This window comes from Streptomyces pratensis (assembly GCF_037137275.1).
Taxonomy (GTDB): Bacteria; Actinomycetota; Actinomycetes; order Streptomycetales; family Streptomycetaceae; genus Streptomyces; species Streptomyces pratensis_B.
In genome coordinates this window covers 191,326-210,503 of the sequence record NZ_JBBBEN010000097.1, presented here as the reverse complement: position 1 = coordinate 210,503, position 19,178 = coordinate 191,326, and the positions used below count along the sequence as shown (strand labels likewise).

The following is a 19,178-nucleotide window of genomic DNA, read 5'->3' as shown; positions in this document are numbered from 1 at the left end:
GGGCAGGGGCGAGAGGTCACCAACTGCCCTGGCGGACGAGGAACCTCTGGAGTTTTCCGGTGGCGGTGCGCGGCAGGGTGTCGACGACCGCCACGCTGCGCGGGACCTTGTAGGGCTCCAGGTGGGCGCGGGCCAGGTCGACGAGCTCCCGTTCGAGCTCCGCGGGGTCGGGGGCCGGCCGGCGCGGGATGACGAAGGCGCGCAGCTTCGAGGCGCCGCGCTCGTTGCTGATGCAGGCGACCGCCACGTCGTGGACCGCGGCGTGCCGGGAGAGCACCTGTTCGACCTCGGCCGGGGAGAAGGTGACGCCCCCGACCATTTCGAGGTCGTCGGTGCGGCCGGCGTGCACGAAGCTCCCGTCGGCGTTGCGCACCACCCGGTCGCGGGTGTTGAGCCAGCCGTCCACCAGGGTGCGGGCCGTCTCCTCCGGCAGGCCGAGGTAGCCGCGGGTGACCGTGGGGCCGCGCACCCACAGCTCCCCGGCCGTGCCGTCGGGCACGGGCGCGCCGGTCCGGTCGCGCACCTGGGCCTCGAAGTCCGGAGCCAGCCGGCCGATCGTGCCCGGCGCGTGGAAGGACGCCCCGTTGGTGGCGATGGCGTGGCCGGCCTCTGTGGAGCCGAGCTGGTCGTACACCGGGGCCCCGAGGAAGGCGGTGGCCCGCTCGCAAAGTTCGTCGGTCAGCCGTTCTCCGGCCGAGACGGCGGCCCGGACGCTGGCGAAGGCCGCGGGATCGGTCTCGGCGAGGATGTTGGCGTACGCGGACGGCACGGCGAAGAGATAGGTGACCTGGTGCCGGGCGGTCAGCTCCGCGATCCGGGAGGGCTTGGGGCGCTCGGGCTCCAGGACCGCGGAGCCGCCCGACCAGAGGGGAAACGCCAGGGCGTTGCCGAGGCCGTACGCGAAGAACAGCTTCGACACCGAGAGGATGACGTCGTCCGGGCCGATCCCGAGGATCTGCGCGCCGGCGCCGGTGTGGTAGGTCTCCAGGTCCACGTGGCGGTGGACGACGCCCTTGGGCTGCCCCGTGGTGCCGGAGGTGTACTGGACGTAGAGCGGGTGGTCGCCGCCGACCGCCGCGGCGGGGGCGGGCCGCCCGGCCGCAGCGCGTTCCAGCAGCTCCTCTCCGGTGAGGTGGGCGAGGCCGGGCAGTGCGGCGGCGACCGTGCTGTCGGCGAGGACGAGCGAGGCGTCGCTGTCCTTGGCTATGTAGCGGTGGCGGTCCGGGGTGAGGCCCGGATTGACGACCACCGCCAGGGCGCCGAGCCGCGCCGTGGCCAGGAACGCGACGACCCAGGCGATGCCGTCGGGCAGGGCGATGAGCACGCTGTCGTCGCGGCCGACGCCGTGCTCGGCCAGCACGCCGGCGGCCTGCGCCGTGAGGGTGTGCACCTCTCCGTGCGTGAGTGTCCGGTCTCCTTCGTGGAAGGCGGCACGCGCGGTCCACCCGCGTTCTTCGGCCGCTCGTTCGAGGCCTACGGCTGTGTTCATGGCAGGTGACTCCTGTCGTCGGCCGGGCCGGGGGGCCGTGGCCGGGAGGGCTCGCTGTTCACCCGGTACGGGACCGGCCGCGCGGCGGGGTCAGACGGCGGCCAGCGGGTCGCCGGCCCGGTAGGCGCGCAGCGGGGCCGACGCCTTCAGGACCATCTCGTCGAACTCCTCGTCGGCGTCGGAGTCGAGCACGATCGCGCCGCCCGCTCCGATCCGCCACTGGTCGTCGACCTTCACCGCGGTGCGGATGACGATGTTGAGGTCGGCCGTGCCGTTGGTGGAGAGCATGCCGATCGAGCCGGAGTACACCCCGCGCGCCTCGGTCTCCAGCTCCTCGATGATCTCCATCGTGCGGAGCTTGGGCGCGCCGGTCATCGAGCCGCCGGGGAAGCAGGCCCGGACCACGTCGATGGCGTCGGTGTCGGTGCGAATCCGGCCGCGGATGGTGGACACCAGCTGGTGCACCGTCGTGTAGCTCTCGGTGGCCATCAGCCGGGGGACGTGGACGCTGCCGATCTCGCAGACCCGGCCGAGGTCGTTGCGGAGCAGGTCCACGATCATCAGGTTCTCTGCGCGGGTCTTGGCGCTGGCCGAGAGGGAGGCGCGCAGCCGCTCGTCCTGCTCGGGGTCCTCGCTGCGCGGGGTCGTGCCCTTGATGGGCTTGGTCTCCACGATGCCGGAGCGGTCGATGCTGAGGAAGCGTTCCGGCGACGAGCTGGCTATCTCCACGCCGCCCAGGCGCAGATAGGCGGCGTAGGGGGCGGGGTTGGCGCGGCGCAGCGCCCGGTAGTACGCGTAGCTGTCGCCCTCGGCCGGGAGCCACGCGGAGGTGGTGAGGCAGACCTCGTAGGACTCCCCCGCCCGCAGGTTGCGGTGGATCTCGTCGATCCGGGCCCGGTACTCCTCCCGGTCGTGGGTGAGCCACCGCTCCGCGTCGGCGTGCCCGGCCTGCTCCGGGACGGCCAGGGGCTCGGCCGGCCGGAGCGACAGCAGGGTCGCGGCGGTGGTGTCCAGCCAGGAGACCGCGGTCGCCTCGGTGCCGGCGGCGGGGCCGCTGAGGGCGAGCAGGTAGGTGGTGTCCTCCTGGTGGTCGACGATGATGACGCGGTCGGCGAAGATCCAGGAGGCGTCGGGGGTGGGCGAGACGTGCTTGTTGACCGAGCCGAGGTCGCCCTTGAGCTCGTAGCCGAAGTAGCCGACGTAGCCGCCGGTGAAGTCGAACGGAACGTCGGGGACGTCCAGTCGGCGGCGGCGCAGCTGGGCCTGGAGGTAGTCGAAGACCGTGCCGGGGACCCGCTCCGCCGACCCGTCGGCCCGGCCGATCTCCACCTCGCCCTCGGCCAGCCGGTAGCGGACGGTCTCGGCGAGCGGCCCGGAGGCGTCGCCGAGGTAGGAGAACCGGGAGCGGCCCGGCTCCACGTGGGCGCTGTCCAGCCAGAACGCCGGCGCCGGGGAGTCGGCGTACAGGCGGGTGAAGGCGGCCTCCGTGTCGACGGCCGTCTCCATGGTCCTCAGGTGCACCCGGTAGCCGCCGGCCGGGGTCGTGGAGGCCGCCTCCGCCCGGTCGGACCGGGGAGCGGCGGCCTGGGCCGGGACGGGGGCCGGGCGGGCCGGGCGGGCCGCGGTCCGGCCGCGGGCCAGGGTGAGGTCGCGGAAGTTGGCCATCATGCGCATGCCATGTTCGGTGCAGATGGACTCCGGGTGGAACTGCACGCCCCACAGCGGCCGGGTCCGGTGCCGCAGCCCCATGACGACGCCGTCCTCGGACCAGGCGGTCGCCTCCAGGCTGTCGGGAAGCGGCTCTGCGACGCTGAGCGAGTGGTAGCGGACGGCGGTGAACCCCTGGGGCAGACCGGCGAAGATGTCCTGCCCGTCGTGGTCGACGCGGCTGAGGTAGCCGTGCCGGGGTTCGGGCGCGGGGACCACTTCGGCCCCCGCGCTCCGGCCGATGCCCTGGTGGCCGAGGCAGACGCCGAGGACGGGGATCGGCGAGGTCTCGATCACCCGCGCGGAGACGCCGAAGTCGCGTTCCCGGGAGGGGTGCCCGGGGCCGGGCGAGATGACGACGTTGTCGAAGGAGGCCAGGTCGACGTCGGCGACGCCCGGGGCGTCGTTGGCCATGACGACCGGTTCGACGCCGGTGACCCCGGCGATCAGCTGAAAGAGGTTGTACGTGTACGAGTCGTAGTTGTCGATCAGCAGGGTTCTCATCACACGGCTTTCTCGGGAGTCACGGACGTTTCACCGGTCGGCGGGGCCGGTTCACCCCTTGGCGAGCAGCTCGGCGACGTGACGGGCCGCCAGGAGCGCCTGGTTGTCGTTGAGCCGTGGATCGCAGAGGGTCTGGTAGGCGCGGCCGAGCCCCTCCTCCGTACGGGGGCCGCCGTCGCCGATGCACTCGGTCACGGGCCCTCCGGCGACCTCCAGGTGGACGCCGCCCGGCCACTGCTCCGCGCGGAACATGACCTCGAAGAAGCCGGCGGTCTCGTCGAGGACGTCGCTCATCCGCCGGGTCTTGATGCCGCCGGCCGTGGTCACGGTGTTGCCGTGCATCGGGTCGCAGACCCACACCGGGTCGTGTCCGGCCGACCGGACCGCCTCGACCAGACGGGGCAGCACGTCGCGGACCTGGCCCGCGCCGAAGCGGGTGATCAGGGTCAGCCGCCCCGGCCTGCGGTGGGGGTCCAGCCGTGCGCAGAGCGCGACGAGGTCCTCCGGACGGGTGCTGGGGCCGATCTTGACCGCCACCGGGTTGGCCACCCGGGCCAGGAAGGAGACGTGGGCGCCGTCGATCTGGCGGGTCCGCTCCCCGATCCACGGCAGGTGGGTGGAGAGCAGGTAGTGCTCCCCGGTGTGGGAGTCCCGGCGCACCAGGCACTGCTCGTAGTCCAGGAGCAGCGCCTCGTGGCTGGTCCACATGCCGGTACGGGTCCAGGCGCCCGCGACCTCGACGGTCTGGCCGTAGTTCTTGAGGACGGAGCGCAAGCTGCCGTCCCAGGAGCGGGTGGGCAGTTGCTGGCCCGGGCCCCGCTGCTGCTCCCAGGAGACGAGCGAGGAGGCGGTCCGGTGCGCGATCAGGTGGAGCTCGTTGAGCACGGCCCGTGCGGTGGCGTACGCCGTGAGCATGCGGGTCGGGTCGGGGACCCGCGCCGCCTCGTCGGGGAGGTGGCAGTTGACCATGTCCCCCCGGTAGACCGGCAGGACGCGGCCGTCGACCGTCTCCTCCGGGCGGGAGCGCGGCTTGGCGTACTGGCCGGCGATACGGCCGATGGTGACGGTGGGCCGGCCTGAGCCCTGGCTGACGGTCTCGGCCATCTCGCCCAGGATGCGGTGCTTGCCGCCGACCGCGGCCAGCCCCTGGCTCCCGAGCGGCTCCGCGCAGTCACCGGCCTGGACGAGGAAGGCCCGGCCCGCTCCCACGTGGGCGAGCGCGGAGGCCAGTCGGCGTACGTCGGCCGGGGCGGTGAGGGCCGGGGCCAGGGACAGGGCGTCCTGAACGCGGCCGGTCGCGTCGGCGTCGGGCCACGCGGGCTGCTGCGCGGCGGGCAGGTTGCGCCACTCCGTGGTGGGGAGCGGCGGAAGGCCAGCGGACTGTGGAGCGACCGGGGGTGATGCGGCGAAGGTCACAGCTCATCTCTTCCGTCGGTGTGGCGGAGGGCTGGGGCCCTGGGAAGCGGTGGTCAGGCTCCGGTCTCTGCGGTGACCAGGCCTTTGGGTTCGAGCAGGAACTGGGCGAGGCTGCCGTCGTGGGGGGTCTCGGGCACTCCGGCCCAGGGTTTGACGCGGCCGGTGACGACCTTGCGGACGGACGGCTCCCGCAGGACGGCGTCGGCGAGGTCCGCGTGCTCCTCTGCCAGGCTGACGACCAGGGACTCGCGCAGCGGCGCCGTGCCGTCGGCGGGCCGCCAGGGGGCGACCACGACGAAGGGGAACCCCAGTTCGGTCCCGGCCGGCGGGCTGTCCGCCCGGTCGACGGAGAGGACCAGCGGCCGCAGGACGGCAGTGGCGCCCTCGTCCAGCTCGGCCAGCAGCGAACCGCCGTAGCGGTGACGGCTGTGGTCCGTGGCGTCGGACGCGAGGCCCGCGACGTAGTCCGCGATGGCCCGGCCGTTCTCCGCGCCCACGGCCGGCAGCGTGGCCCGCTCGTCGAGCACCGGCAGCACCGGCAGCGCGGCGAGGCGTTCGGCGAGCGCCTCCGCGAGCGGGTGCACCTCGCCGCTGGTGAGGACGAGGGAGATGTTGTTGCACCGCACGCCGCCGTCCTCGGCGATCCAGTCGACGAGGTCGTCGAGCAGCTCCTTGTCCTCTGCGGCGGCCGGCCCGACCAGGGCCTTGCTGCGTCCGGGGCCCCGTACGAGGACGTCGTTGCGGTGGCCGAAGCGTTCCGCGGCGGCCGGGCCGCCGTAGACCAGACCGAGGTCGGCCTGGGCGAGCAGGTTCTCGCCCGCGTCGTGGTCGCCGGGCAGGAAGGCCAGGGTGTCGGGGTCGATGCCCGCGGCGAGGAGGGCGGCGAAGAGGCGGCGCGGGGTGAAGGGGTCCTTGCTGCCCGGCCGTACCAGGACGCGGGCGCCCATGGCGAGGGCGCGCACCCAGGTCACGTTCGGCTCCGGGTGGTTGTTCGGCACGATCGCGGCCAGCAGCGCGCCCCGCGGCACCCAGGCCGTGCGGTAGCCGGTGACCGCGAACGGCTGCGGCAGCTCCGCCCCGTTGATGCGCTCGATCAGGCCGAGCTGCGAGCTGATGCCGCGGATCGCCCGGGTGATGGCGACGCCCGGAGTCCCGGTGGCCCTGACGACCCGGCTCCGGTACTCGTGCGGACTCTCGCCGTCGAGCTCGGCGGTGGCGAACAGCTCGCCGGCGTGGGCGAACAGCTCGGCGGGGGGCAGGGCCCCCGGGGCCGCGGCCCGCAGCCGGTTGAGGGCGGCCTGGGCGAGCAGCCGCGGCGCGAGTCCGACCGAGGCGAGCGGGGTCCCGTCGATGGCGTGGAGCACGGAGCGGTCACGGCTGGCGACGTCCTTGCCGCCGATGACGGGGTTGACGGCGGGCAGCTCGGCGGTCATCAGTAGACCCCTTCGATCGCGGCCGGGGCGCCCTTGGTGCGCAGCGGCGCGATGTCGGCCAGACCGTCGATGTCGTCGCCCTTGGCGGGCCGGACCCGGATCGCGGTGTCGCGCTCCAGCACGTTGGGGAGGAACATGTCCCGGCTGAGCTGGTGCACGAGGACCTGGCCGCGCTCGCCGTACTCCACGGGCCCGCCGTTCTCCGGGTCGAGCAGCTCGACGACGGACTGCGGGAAGTAGGGCCTGAAGACGCAGGCGTGCTCGTCGCCGGCCTCCTTCGGGCGCTGCGGGGCGATGCCCATCAGCGTGTTGCCGTAGATGGCCGCGATCCGGGCGTCGGGGAAGAAGGTCTCCTCGATCTGGTGCAGCGACTCGGGGCTGATGCTGGTCCCGGCCCACAGGATCGCCTTCAGCGACTGGGCGAGCCGGTCGTAGAGGGCGGGGCGGGCGCAGACGGCCTCCAGCATCGGCGGCGTGATGAACAGCACACTGATGTTCTGGGTGGTGGCGACGAGTTCCATCTGGTCGAGGAGGTACTCGCGGTACTCGGCGGCGAGTTCGGTGCGGCCCGATCCGATCAGCCGCTTCACCCAGCGCGGGTCGAAGTCGAGCGTGAAGCACAGGGAGTCGCGCAGCTGCGCCAGGTGACGGACCGTACGGCCGACGACGTGCGGGCCGGTCGGGCCGGCGTGCAGCCAGTGGCCCTGCCGCGGGAAGCCGTGGTCGGCCAGGACCCGGCTCACCCACTCCACGTTCTTGGAGCGCGCGGTGCCGTCGACCACGCGCTTGGGCGCGCCGACGGTGCCGCCGGACTCGAACACCTCGAAGTCGCCGACGACGGCGCCCCGGGGGATGAGGTCCTCGGCCGGCACGGTGCGCAGCTCGCCGCTCAGATCGGGGAAGCGGCGCAGATCGGCGATCTCGGTGATGTCGGTGAGCGGGTCGAACCCGAGGTCCTTTGCCGTGCGCAGCCAGAAGGGTGAGCCGGTCGCGGGGTCGAAGTGCCAGCTCAGCGTGGAGCGGAGGTGCTCCGACGCCGTACCGAAGCCACCGGCCTTCAGGGCGTCGTCTGCCAGCTCAGTCATGTACGTCCAACCGTTTCGTCGGGTCAGTGCCCCCGGGCTCCCGGAAGTCCGGCCTCCGGGCATGGCACAGGGCGGTCATGAACACAGGTGTGGTGCCGACGGCCCGGGGTCGGGGGGCCGTCAGCGGGGAGAGTCGCCGGAGGATGCCCCGGGGCGCCGGGGCACGAGGGTGGGGGCGGGGCGAAGCTGTGGTCTCCCCTGCGATGCCAATCTACCTTTTCCGTGAGACACCTCGGCTGTCAAGCGCCCGCGCACCTCGGCTCGCCCCGCCCGCGCACGCGCGGCGCCGACCGGGGTCTACCCGTGTTCAACTGCTGGATCAAGCACTGGCTGCCGCCGGGGGCCCCTCCTACTCTTGCCTCCCATGACTACTGGGAACAGCCAGCGCTTCGACCTCAACGCCCTTTCTTCCAAGACCTATTCAGCGATGCACCGGCTCGCGTCCACCGCCGCGGAGGCGGCTCTGGCGTCGGGCCTGGAGGCCCCGCTGCTGGAGCTGGTGCGCGTCCGCGCCTCGCAGATCAACGGCTGCGTCTTCTGCGTCGACATGCACACCATCGACGCCCGTCGCGCCGGCGAGACCGAGCAGCGCCTGTACGCCCTCAGCGCCTGGGACGAGGCCCCGTTCTTCACCGAGCGGGAGCGTGCCGCCCTGGAGTTCACCGAGGCGGTCACCCTGATCCACGACGGCCACGTCCCCGACGACGTGTACGAGCGCGCCGTGAAGGTCTTCGGCGAGGAGCAGCTCGCCCAGCTGCTCTGGATCATCGTGGTGATCAACAGCTACAACCGGGTCGCGACCACCCCTCGCCGCCTCGCGGGCCAGTACAACCCTGCCTGACCGGCAGCCAGCCGCGGCCGCCCGGCGGCCGCGGCCCCCCGCTTCCCGAGCGAAAAGGCCCCCTCCCATGTCTGCGCACACCAGAGGACCGGTCAGTCTCACACCGCTGCGGAGCCTCCCCGTGCACGGCTTCCACGACCCGTTCACCCGTCGGCTCCTGACGCACCGGGGGCTGACCACGGAGCTCCTGGAGCAGCGCGGCCAGTGCATGCTGCGGGTGCGCGTCGTACGCCAGACGCTCGCCGAGCCTTTGGTCGGCCACCGCCGCCTGCGCGGCATGCTGCTGCTGGCCCCCGGCTCCCCCGCCCTCGTCCGCCGCACCGAACTGGTGACGCCGCAGGGCAGGGTGGTCTCGCGCAACCTGGTGATCGGGCACCTGCCGCAGAGCCCCGAGCTCTGCGCCCTGGCCACCGACCACTCCGTTCCGCTGGGGCGTTCCCTGGCCGTCCGGGGCATCCCGCACCGCCGGAGGTTCCTCACGGCGGGACTGGGGGTCTGGAACGGGTCGGCAGGCGACGTTCCGGCCGCCGCCCGGGACTATCTGATGTGCCTGGACGGCGAGGCCCCGCTGTACGTCCAGGAGACCTTCCACCCCGCCGTGGCGCCCCCGGGCCGGCGCACGGGCACACTCGTCGCCGCGCCCGCCCGCGCCTCGCTGAGCGGGACGACCGCGTGAGCGCGGTCGCCGTGGTCGGCGCCGGCCCCGTCGGACTCACCGCCGCGCTCGCCGCCCACGCCCACGGCCTGGAGACGGTCCTGCTGGAGGCCAGGCCCCGCCTGAGGACGCGCCCCGGCAGCCGCGCCATCTTCGTGCACCGCGCCACCCTGGACCACCTCGCCGCGATCGACCCGGCGTTGAGCGCCGAGATCACCGCCCTCGGGCTGGTGTGGCGCACCCGGAGCACGCTGTGGGCCGGCCGCCAGGTGCACCGGCGCACCTATCCCGCCCCGTCCGGCGCCGCCCCCTTCACGAGCCTGCCGCAGACCCTGGTCGAGGACATCCTGCTCAGGGCCTGCGACGCGGCGGGCATCCGCTCGCTCTGGGGCGACGGCGTCCGGACCGTGACCTGCCGCCCCGACGGCGTCACCCTGCGGACCGGGGAGGGCGCCGTCCACGAGGCGTCCCATGTGATCGCCGCGGACGGGGCGCGCTCCACCGTGCGCGAGCAGTGCGGCATCACCCTGGAGGGCACCGCCTCCGCGACCGAGTTCGTCGTCGTCGACGTCGACGCCTCGCCCGACCCCGCGACCGCCGCGCGCGTCTTCCACTACCGCCACCCCCGCGCCGGGGGGCGCAACGTCCTGCTGGTCCCCTTCCACGGCGGCTGGCGCGTCGACGTCCAGTGCCGTCGCGGCGACGACGCCAGGCAGTGGGCCGCCACCGCGGAGCAGTGGGTGCCCGCGCTGCTGCCCGAGGTCTCCCCCGTGACCATCGGCTGGTCGTCCGTCTACCGCTTCCAGCAGCGCGTCGCCGACCGCTTCACCGACGCCCACGGGCGCGTCCTGCTGGCCGGAGAGGCCGCGCACCTGCTGCCGCCGTTCGGAGCCCGCGGCATGAACTCCGGGATCAGCGACGCGGTGGCGGCGGCGCGCGCGGTACGGGACGGGGACACCGACCGGTACGCGAGCGAACGGCGGGCGGCGGCGCAGGCCAACGTCCGGGCCGCGGGCGCGGCCCTGGACCATCTGCTGGCGCGGCGGCGCGGGCAGCGCCTGCGGCAGTGGGCCGCGGCCGCCGCCGCCCCGCTGTGGCCGTCCGCCGGCCGCTGGCTCGACGCCGCGCCCTACGGGCCGAGAATGCGCGCGGTGCGTTACTGATCCCCGTCCGGCGGCGCCGCGAGGAGGACGGGCGCCGGCCGCCGGCCACGGCGCCCCGTGCGGGCCCGCTGGGCGAACTCCCCCCAGAGCCGGGCGTTCTCCGCCGCCAGCGCGGCGACGGCCTCGACGCGGTGCACGGGAAGCTCGGCGGCCAGGTTCTGCCACTGCTCGGCCGAGAGCGTGAGGGTGCCCAGGAGCCGCAACAGGGTCCGGCCGGTCTCGCTCTGCCGCAGCGCCGGGTCCCGGCACAGCCGCCGGTAGACGTCCGCCAGGTCCTCGTCGGCGGGCGCCGGCGCGCGCCGCTCGGCGGGCTGCGGCGCCGGAACGGGCGCGGGCGCGGACCGGGGGCGGGCCTGCTCCCGTTCGCCGGCCCGCTGCCGCTCGGGCACCGGGTCCTCCCCGCGCAGCATCCGGTTCCGCACGTCGCGGACGGTGGCCGGGGAGAGCCCGGTGCGCCGCGCGATCTCCCGCAGCGAGATGTCGGAGGAACCGGTCAGCAGCCGTTGCGCCTCCCGCCGGCCCTGCGCGGTGCTCAGCGGACGCACCCGTCCGTCGCGGCCCAGCCGCTCCGGCGCGGGGGCCTCTGCGGCGGCGGCCCGGCGCAGCCCGGCCACGGTGTGGGCGGAGAGCCCCGCCGCGGAGGCGATCGCGCGGTCCGCCCAGTGGGGGTGCGAGCGGAGGATGCGCTCGGCGGCCGCGGAACGTTCGGCGAACGTCAGGGGCAGGCCGTGGCGGGTGTTGGTCTCCAGGGCGTAGACGAAGGCGTCCTCCGCGCTGCCGTCGAAGAACCGGACCTCGATGTCGGTCCGGTTGCGCAGCACGGCGGCCCGCAACCGGTAGGTGCCGTCGATGACCCGCATGGTCTGGCGGTGCACGACGATGGGCGGGAAGGGCTCGTCGGAGGCGACGAGCGCCCGCAGATGGTCGGCGTTCTCCGGAGCCCGGCGCGGTGAGTCGGCGGGTTGCAGCGCGGAGAGCGGAACGAGCGATACGGCGGTGAGCTGCCGGGTGCGAGCGGGGGGCCGGTGGCCCGCCGCCTCCACGGGCCCCGTGGCTCCGGCGATGTCGACGATGGTCATGACCTCTGCGCCCTTTCGTGCCTCGTGTGTCCGGCTCGCCCCCCGGCGAGGTTCCCTGCCTCGGTGCGGTCGCCCGCTGCGCCGCCGAGGTGGGCGACCGCGCGGGACGCACGGTCGCCCACCCCTCCCCGACGAGGACAGGTCAGCGGATCGTCCGCAGGAGCCGCACGATGGACTCCCCCGCCGCCTCGGCCTCCGCGCCGCCGGCCTGGAGCGCCGGCAGCGTGCTCGCCAGGAAGGTCGCCAGCCGTCCGCCGCCCGCCCGGAGGAAGGCCTCTGAGCCCTCCCAGAACGCGGCGCGCAGCGTGGTGGCGGTGAGATGGCCGACGGTCTCGTAGGACTCCGCCAGTTGCCGGGCGAGGCTGCTCTCCAGCTCGGTGGGGGCCCACTCCCCGCGGGCGCGCTCCTCGGCCAGGGCCCGCGCCGCGGCCTCGATCCGGGCGGGGGTGACCGGCTCCTCGGCCGGCGAGCCGTCCGCCGTACGGGCGCCGACGAGGAGGCCCGGGATGGGGTTGGCCCGGTAGTTGTCCCAGAAGGAGTCCCCGAAGCGCTCGACGGACGCGGCCGGCACTTCGGGGGTGTGCCAGGAGTACGAGGTGAATCCGGCGTCGGCCAGGCACTGGGCGAAGGCCTCCCGGCTCCACCGCGAGGTGGTGATCGTCGAGGTCTCGGTGCCGATGAGGTCGGTGACCAGCACTCCGCGGTCTTCGGCCGGCGTCTCGGAGACCACGCGCAGCCCGTACGCGTCCCACTCGGGGCCGAAGGGGTCGAAGTCGGGCCACACGGCCACGGCCACGAACCGCCCGCCCGGGACGAGGTTGTCGTGGATGCCGCGCAGCATGGAGGTCAGCTCGGCCTTGCCGGTGGCGTAGTTGAGCAGCCACACGGCGCTCACCAGGTCGAAGGCGCCCAGCCGGGGCAGGTCGGTAGCGTCGCCCACGTGGTAGCTGATGCCGAGGGGGTCCTCCTCCTCGGCCTTCCGGGCGAGGTCGACCATGACGGACGACAGGTCGACGCCCACCACCTCGGCCGCGCCCGCGGCCTTGATGACCCGGCTGTAGTGGCCGTGGCCGCAGGCCAGGTCCAGCACCCGGGCGCCCGTGAGGTCGCCGAGGTGCTTGAGGACGTTGTGCTGCTCGGGGCCCGCCAGGGGCGCGGTGTCCTTGAAGTCCGAATAGCGGTCGCCGATCACCGCGTACTGGTCGGTCATACGATCTGTGCTCCTCGTGTCGGCACGGTCAGACGGCCGAGGGCCGGTGAACGGCGAAGTCGGTGTAGCCGGCGGCTCCACCGTCGTGGAAGGTGTCCGGGTCGGGTTCGTTGAGAGGGGCGCCGAGTCTGATGCGCTCGGGCAGGTCGGGGTTGGCGGCGAAGTGCCGGGCGAAGCTCACCGCGTCGGCGTCGCCCGCCTCCACCAGGCCGCGCGCGGTCCCGGGGTCGGTGGGGGCCTCCCCGGTGAACGGGCTGCTGATGAGCACGCCGTTCCAGTGTTCGCGCAGCACGGCCCGCAGGGCGCGGTCGGGGCCCTCCACCACGTGGAGATAGGCGAGCTCCTCGCTCCCCAGGATGTCGGCCAGGAAGCCGTAGAGCGGTGCCGGGTCCTTCTCCACCGCGTCGTTGTATCCGGTGCCGGGCGAGACGCGCAGTCCCACGCGCCCCGCCCCGACCGCCCGGACCACCGCCCGCACCGCCTCGACGGCGAACCGGGCGCGTCCGGGGACGTCCTGCCCGTAACCGTCCTCGCGGAGGTTGGCGTTGTCGGAGAGGAACTGGTGGATCAGGTAGCCGTTCCCGCCCTGGACCTCCACGCCGTCGAACCCGGCGTCCATGGCGGCACGGGCGGCGTCCGAGAAGTCGTCCAACGTCCGCGCGATGTCCTCGGGCCCCATGGCCCGCGGGCGTACGGCGGCGACCAGACCGTGCGCGGTCCGGGCGTCGCTCAGCGCGGTCACCGCCGACGGGGCGAGCGGCTCGACGCCGTCCGGCAGCAGCGCGGGGTGGGCGATGCGCCCGTGGTGGGAGAGCTGTGCCACGATGCGCCCGCCCGCCTCGTGCACGGCGTCGGTGACCTTGGTCCAGCCCGCGACCTGTTCGAGGGTGTGCAGCCCCGGCTGACCGGTGGGCCCGGCCCCGACGGCGCTGACGCCGACGCCCTCGGTGACGATCAGGCCGGCCGTGGCGCGCTGGGCGTAGTACTGGGACATCAGCGCCCCGGGGACGCCGTCGGCGCCCGCCCGGTTGCGGGTCATCGGGGCCATCACCACACGGTTGGGCAGCTTCAGCGCTCCCGCCGCGAGGGGGGTGAACAGGGACGAAGGCACGACATCTCCTGGGGATCGGGGCAGGGCGTCAGGCGGGGCCGGCCGCGCGGGCGGCGAGGCGCGGTGCGGCGCTCACCGTGCCGCTTTCTGCCGGCTGGTGAGCTCGACGCCGTCACCGAGCGGCAGGTCGAGCGAGACGTACCCGTTGGCCGGGTCCCGGACGTAGGCGGTGTAGTCCTCGGGGAGCATGGACAGGTTGTCGGCGACGATCACCGCGTGGTCGGCCAAGGAGGGTTCGAGGACCTTCAGGACCGGGAGGTACAGCTCTTTCCACCCGTCGAGGAGGACGAGGTCGACGGGGCCCGGGAGGTCGGCGAGCGTCTGCCGCGCGTCGCCGGGCACGATCGTGACGAGGTCGGCGAGGCCCGCGTCGGCGAGGCCCGCACCCGCCTCGCGGATCTTGCTCTCCTCCAGTTCGCTGGTGGTCAGGTGGCCGGCTCCGTTGTCCCGCAGGGCGGCGGCGAGGTAGATCGCCGACGCGCCGAAGGACGTGCCGAACTCCACGACGTTGTGCGGGCGCAGCATGCGTACCAGCGTGTAGAGGAGCCGCCCGACGTGCGGAGCGACGGGGAGCAGGGCGTCCGCGCACAGGGCGCTGGCCTCGGCGGGGGTGGGCGGGGCGGAGAGTTCGGCGGCATCGGCGTAGGCGCGCCGCATCACGTCGGCGTCGCGGAGCTGTGCCCGCTCGTGGAGGCGCGAGAGGACCTCACGCACCTCGGGGGCTTCGAGTCCGAGGCGGGTGGATCGGACCGGTGGGACGGACAAGTTGTTCTCCCGTTGTCGTGCGGCCTGTCGGCCTGTCGATCGGAACCGGCGCCTTCGGTCAGGACGCCGCGGCGTCGAGCAGGTCGCGGCGGAGGTAGCTCTGCGCGTTGTAGATCGTCCGGCGGGTGTCGGTGATGGCCCGGCGGCCGTGCATGGCGCGGGTGTTGTCGACCAGGACGACGTCACCGTCCTGCCAGTCGATGTCCTCGGTCAGCTCTTCGGTGAGGTTCCTCATCCGGTCGAGCAGGTCGGCGGGCAGCGGGGTCCCGTCGGCGAAGGTGATGATCGGCTTCTCGTAGTTGTAGGAGGGGCCGAAGATGCTGTTGGCCCAGGCGCGACGGTCGCCGAACAGCGTGGTGGGGGCCGCGGAGGTGCGGTAGGTGTAGTGCACCGACCCGTCCGGCTGGGGGACGAGCGTGGTGCCGTCGCGGTCGCCGACCAGGTTCTGGAGGTCGTCGAGGGTGATGTCGGCGAGGTCCTTGTGGCCGGTCTGGTGGTGGACGAACTGCTTCCACTTGGCCTCCTCGACGCGACGCGCGTAGGAGATGTCCTGGGCGAAGGCCTCGCGGTCCGCCTCGTCGGCGGCGTCCCACACCCGGTAGCCGTCGCACACTGTCGTCTGCGACCCCTCGGCGGCGGCGCGTTCGCACAGGAACCAGGTCAGGTCGGGGCCGAAGGGGCTGTTGCCGTTCTCCAGGTGGAGACCGATCTCGTCGGTCCCGGCGTCGACCTTCTGCGCGACGTCACCGCCGTGGAAGGAGCGCGCGGGGTCCAGCGTCACCCGGTCGGAGTGCTTCTTGACGAAGAGCGAGAAGTCCTCCAGGGAGGGCCGGAACCCGCGGAGCAGCAGGAATCCGGCTTCCGCGAGCAGTCGCACGGTGTCACGGGGGTCGAGGTCGGCCAGCGTGCCGCAGCCGGGCACGGCGTGGACGAGCCGCCCCGTGCCCGTCCCGAACGGCTGGATGCTCGGCTGGGTCGCAGTCATGGTGGGCTCCTTCTTCATCGGGGTTGAACAGCGAGCAGTTCCTTGACGACGGCCGCGCGCACGGGCCGGCCGGTGACCGTGAAGAGCCGGTGATAGGCGTCGTCGTCGGCGCGCAGCAGCCGCACGCTCTCCACGCGTTCCACCTCGGAGAGGTGCTCGGCCCCGAAGGCGGCGATCGCCTCCTCCGCATCGTCGGCGCCGATGGCGGGGTCGATGACGAACAGGCCGCTCAGGCACGGCAGGTCGTTGCCGACGACGGCGACGGCCCGGACGAACGGCAGGCGCGTGTACTGGGCTTCCACCCACTCGGGCGCGACGTTGCGCCCGGCGGCGGTGATGATGATGTTCTTCTTCCGGCCGGTGATGGTGATGTAGCCGTCCTCGTCGATGCCGGCCAGGTCGCCGGTGTGCAGCCAACCGTCCACGAGGGCGCAGCTGGAGGGGTCCTCGCGGGTGTAGCCGTCGAACAGCGAGGTGCTGCGCACGAGGAGTTCGCCCTCGGGGCTCTGTCGGACCCGGACGTGGGCGAGCGGCCGGCCCACGGTGCCGACCCGCCGGGCGCCGGGGGTGTTCCAGCTGACCACCGAGCTGTTCTCGGAGAGGCCGTACCCCTCGTAGACGGCGATGCCGTGGCGGTCGAGTTCGGTGAGGGTGTCGGGGTGGACCGGGGCGCCGCCGCAGCAGATCATCGGCGCCTGGGGAGCGCCGAAGAGGCTGTGGTTGACGTCCTCGCCCGCCGCGAGCGCCCGGCGCGCTGCGGCCGCCAGGGCGGTGACGAGGGCGGGGGTGGCCACGACCGCGGTGGGTCGCGCGGCGGCCAGTTGCGGCAGCGCGGTCTCCACGGCCCCGGCGCTGGTGCCCACCAGCGGGGTGCGGGGCGAGAGCAGGGTGACGCAGCCGCCGTCGAGGAGCACCAGGTACAGCCCGGTGACCTGCTCGATGAGCAGGCTGAACGGCACGAAGGACAGGTATCGGGAGAAGGCCTTCGGCGGCATCGCGGCGTGCAGGGAGTCGATGAGCGCGCCGACACCGTGGGCGCGGATGCGCACCCCCTTGGGGCGCGAGGTGGTCCCCGACGTATGGATGATCTTGCAGATCCAGTCCTCACCGGTCTCGGGGACGGTGTAGGGGAGGGAGGTTCCGCCCAGGTCGCCGAGCGAGACGTCGATGACCCGGCAGCCGGGGGGCAGTACGGCGTCGCGTCCCCAGGCGTCCAGGCGTGCCGCCCCGTGGGCGTCGACGAGACAGACGTCGGTCTCCTCCAGGAGGCCCGCGGCCTGCTCCCTGCTGAAGGCCAGCGGGACGGGGACCTCGACGGCGTGCAGTGAGAGCAGGGCCAGGTCCGCGACGACGAACTCCGGGGTGTTGCCGCACAGGACGCCGACGCGCGCGTGGGGCGCGAGCGCGGGCAGCCGTGTGGTCAGCGCCCGCGCGGCACGGGTGATGTCGCGGTAGCTGAACCGCGCGAAGTCGCCGCCGTCCTCGTCCAGGACCCGCACCAGGGTGCGGTCGGACTCGGCGTAGCGTCTGAGGGCGTTCTCAACGGCCCGCACTGCCGGCCACCTCCTGCGGCGCCGTGGTGTCGGCGAGGAGTTCGATCACGGGTTCGAGGAAGGTGTACCGCCCGGTCGCGCCGGCGAACAGCGGCGCGAGGACGCGCAGTTCGATGCACCCCACCTGCGGTTTGCGGTCGTAGTAGGTGCCCCACGACCGCCGTTCCTCCGCAGGGAGGCGGTCCGGGTCGGCGGGCCCCAGGACGGTGAAGGTGATGCCGAGCTCTTCCAGGCTCAGGCGCAGGGGCTCGGTGACGGTGCACAGGATGTACTCCATGCCCATGCACCAGGCGATGATCGGGATGAGGCGGGTCATCTCCCGTCCCGAGCCGCCCTGTCCGGCGAGCGCGCCGATCTCGATGATGCGCTCCCGGGCCACCGGGCGGCCGGTGGTCTCGGCGATGACCTCCTCGATCGGCTGGTCGAGATAGCGCTCGGAGAAGAAGGGCCGGGCAGAGGCGTGGGTGCAGCCGGCGCATCCCACGATGGAGGCGGTGCCGTCGGGGGCCGTCGCCGTGGCGATGATGAAGGCGTCGGGATCGGGTCGGATGTCGGCCGCGTAGGCGGCGGCGTAGACGGAGCGGGCGAGGGCGCCCGCGTCCCGCCAGGCATCCGTCGTCCGCGGGGCCGAGGATATCTTCAACAAGACTGGGTCTCCGATCACGGATGCGCGAGGTCGGGCAAGCGGTGCGCCCAGGGGCGGGCCTTCTCCAGCTGCGCGGCGAGGGCGAACAGCGTCGCCTCTTCGCCGTAACGCCCTGTGACGTGCACGCCGACCGGGATTCCGGCCTCGGTCCAGTGGAGCGGGACCGACATGGCGGGCTGTCCCGTGAGGTTGGCCAGGGGCGTCTCGTGGGCGAAGTCGGCGCCGCGCAGGATCTGCTGCCGGGGGGTGCCGCCCTCGAAGTACCCGAGGGGCGGCGCCGGGGCCGCGGTGACCGGCCCCAGCAGTGCGTCGTAGTCCAGCTGGAACACGGCCAGCCGCCGGGCCGCCCGTTGCAGCGTGCCGACGGCCAGCAGGTAGTCGGCCGCGCTCAGCGAGCGCCCGCGCTCGTAGAGGTCCCAGGTCAGCTCCTCGAACAGGGGCTCCTCCGGGGTCCGCCCGCTGAGCTGGGCGTAGGAGCTGATGGCGGAGGAGACCCCGGCCGCCCAGAGGACGAGGAAGGGGTCCACCAGGTCGGCGAAGGCGACGTCGGGCGCCGCTTCGACGACCTCGTGCCCCAGCTCCTCGCAGAGCGCGACGGCGTCCAGCACCGCCGCCTCGCAGGCGGGGTCGAGCCGGCCGCTGGCGCCGGGCCGGGTGGTGAAGGCGAGGCGCAGCCGACGGCCCGGCCCCTCCTCCGCGGACCGGCGGAACGAGCCGGTCACCGGCGGGGCGCCGTACGGGTCTCCCGGTGCGGGGCCCGCCACGGCGTCGAGCACGGCGGCGCTGTCCCGTACCGAGCGGCTGACGACGTGTTCGCACGCCAGACCGCTCATCAGGTCGCCCACGGCCGGGCCCAGCGGGGTCCTGGCCCGGGTCGGCTTGAGCCCGAAGACACCGCAGTTGGAGGCGGGGATGCGGATGGAACCGCCGGCGTCGTTGGCATGGGCCACCGGGACCAGCCCGGCCGCCACGGCCGCGGCGGCCCCTCCGCTGGAGCCTCCCGCGCTGAGCCGGGGGTCCCAGGGGTTGACCGTGGGCCCCTGGGCGTGGGGCTCCGTGGTGGGCAGCACCCCGAACTCCGCCGTCCTGGTCTTGCCCAGAATCCGCAGGCCGGCCGCCTCGAAGCGGGTGACCAGCTCGCTGCCCTGGGACGGGACGAAGCCCCGCAGGAAACGCGACCCCATCGTCGCCTCCAGGCCCGCGGCGGTCGGTCCGAGGTCCTTGAGGAGGAAGGGGACTCCGTACAGGGGGGTGGCGTACGACGGGGCCGAAGCCGCTTGCCGCGCGGAACTCAGCCCGTAGTCGAAGGACGTGACGGCGATGGAGCCCAGCCGTCCGTCGAACTTCTCGATGCGCTCCACGGCCGCCGACAGGAGTTCGGCCTCCGTCAGCTCACCGGTGCGCACCAGTTCGGCCTGCGCGAGCCCGTCGAGCCCTCGCAGGTCCTCTAAGGAGGACATGCCGCCATCCTTCCTATAGCTTTCGCTAAAGCTATCGCGCGAGATACTAACCGGCGCGTCAGGGGCGATCAACCGA

General features: G+C 73.6%; 16 protein-coding genes. 3 read left to right on the top strand and 13 right to left on the bottom strand.

Going from position 1 to position 19,178, the window contains the following annotated elements; translation table 11 throughout:
* Positions 1-16: 16 nt before the first annotated feature.
* From V9U70_RS23260 to V9U70_RS23240, 5 genes are all read right to left on the bottom strand, one after another.
* Positions 17-1,489: an AMP-binding protein gene (locus V9U70_RS23260; RefSeq protein WP_336678183.1), complete on the bottom strand. Its 1,473-nt coding sequence runs from the start codon at positions 1,487-1,489 to the stop codon at positions 17-19.
* Positions 1,490-1,579: 90 nt separating this feature from the next.
* Positions 1,580-3,700 (bottom strand): aminodeoxychorismate synthase component I, encoded by a 2,121-nt coding sequence (pabB, locus tag V9U70_RS23255; protein WP_336678181.1) that lies wholly within the window; start codon positions 3,698-3,700, stop codon positions 1,580-1,582.
* A gap of 51 nt (positions 3,701-3,751) precedes the next feature.
* Positions 3,752-5,116, bottom strand: a complete 1,365-nt coding sequence (locus V9U70_RS23250) for a 3-deoxy-7-phosphoheptulonate synthase class II (RefSeq protein WP_336678179.1) — start codon at positions 5,114-5,116, stop codon at positions 3,752-3,754.
* A gap of 53 nt (positions 5,117-5,169) precedes the next feature.
* Complete coding sequence (locus V9U70_RS23245; protein ID WP_336678177.1) at positions 5,170-6,549, bottom strand: aldehyde dehydrogenase family protein; 1,380 nt, start codon at positions 6,547-6,549, stop codon at positions 5,170-5,172.
* On the bottom strand, positions 6,549-7,634 hold the full coding sequence (locus tag V9U70_RS23240) for an AMP-binding protein (RefSeq protein WP_336678176.1): 1,086 nt from the start codon (positions 7,632-7,634) through the stop codon (positions 6,549-6,551). Before V9U70_RS23240 ends, V9U70_RS23245 begins: the two co-directional genes overlap by 1 nt.
* Before the next feature lie 364 nt (positions 7,635-7,998).
* Here V9U70_RS23240 and V9U70_RS23235 point away from each other — a divergent pair, with 364 nt between their 5' ends.
* The 3 genes from V9U70_RS23235 to V9U70_RS23225 all read left to right on the top strand — a co-directional run bounded on the left by V9U70_RS23235 (position 7,999) and on the right by V9U70_RS23225 (position 10,293).
* Positions 7,999-8,475: a carboxymuconolactone decarboxylase family protein gene (locus tag V9U70_RS23235; RefSeq protein ID WP_336678175.1), complete on the top strand. Its 477-nt coding sequence runs from the start codon at positions 7,999-8,001 to the stop codon at positions 8,473-8,475.
* A 67-nt stretch (positions 8,476-8,542) separates the two neighbouring features.
* A complete protein-coding gene (locus V9U70_RS23230) occupies positions 8,543-9,151 on the top strand; it encodes a hypothetical protein (protein ID WP_336678172.1) in 609 nt (202 codons plus the stop codon).
* Positions 9,148-10,293, top strand: coding sequence for an FAD-dependent monooxygenase (locus V9U70_RS23225; protein WP_336678170.1), 1,146 nt, complete (start codon positions 9,148-9,150; stop codon positions 10,291-10,293). The genes V9U70_RS23230 and V9U70_RS23225 overlap by 4 nt, the downstream gene beginning before the upstream one ends.
* On the opposite strand, the gene V9U70_RS23220 is transcribed toward V9U70_RS23225, so the two are convergent.
* The 8 genes from V9U70_RS23220 to V9U70_RS23185 all read right to left on the bottom strand — a co-directional run bounded on the left by V9U70_RS23220 (position 10,287) and on the right by V9U70_RS23185 (position 19,102).
* On the bottom strand, positions 10,287-11,372 hold the full coding sequence (locus V9U70_RS23220) for a ParB N-terminal domain-containing protein (protein WP_336678168.1): 1,086 nt from the start codon (positions 11,370-11,372) through the stop codon (positions 10,287-10,289). The genes V9U70_RS23225 and V9U70_RS23220 overlap by 7 nt on opposite strands.
* Before the next feature lie 142 nt (positions 11,373-11,514).
* Entirely contained in the window at positions 11,515-12,582 is a 1,068-nt protein-coding gene (locus tag V9U70_RS23215) for a class I SAM-dependent methyltransferase (protein WP_336678167.1), read from the bottom strand.
* Between the two features lie 28 nt (positions 12,583-12,610).
* Entirely contained in the window at positions 12,611-13,693 is a 1,083-nt protein-coding gene (locus V9U70_RS23210; RefSeq protein ID WP_336678166.1) for an alkene reductase, read from the bottom strand.
* A 72-nt stretch (positions 13,694-13,765) separates the two neighbouring features.
* Positions 13,766-14,458 (bottom strand): O-methyltransferase, encoded by a 693-nt coding sequence (locus V9U70_RS23205; RefSeq protein WP_336678164.1) that lies wholly within the window; start codon positions 14,456-14,458, stop codon positions 13,766-13,768.
* A 58-nt stretch (positions 14,459-14,516) separates the two neighbouring features.
* Positions 14,517-15,443, bottom strand: coding sequence for a TauD/TfdA family dioxygenase (locus V9U70_RS23200; protein ID WP_336678162.1), 927 nt, complete (start codon positions 15,441-15,443; stop codon positions 14,517-14,519).
* Positions 15,444-15,457: 14 nt separating this feature from the next.
* A complete protein-coding gene (locus V9U70_RS23195) occupies positions 15,458-16,996 on the bottom strand; it encodes an AMP-binding protein (protein WP_336678161.1) in 1,539 nt (512 codons plus the stop codon).
* Complete coding sequence (locus V9U70_RS23190; RefSeq protein WP_336678159.1) at positions 16,983-17,642, bottom strand: thermostable hemolysin; 660 nt, start codon at positions 17,640-17,642, stop codon at positions 16,983-16,985. Before V9U70_RS23190 ends, V9U70_RS23195 begins: the two co-directional genes overlap by 14 nt.
* A 14-nt stretch (positions 17,643-17,656) precedes the next feature.
* The gene (locus V9U70_RS23185; RefSeq protein WP_336678157.1) at positions 17,657-19,102 is read right to left on the bottom strand and encodes an amidase; all 1,446 of its coding nucleotides are present in this window, start codon (positions 19,100-19,102) and stop codon (positions 17,657-17,659) included.
* Positions 19,103-19,178 lie beyond the last annotated feature (76 nt).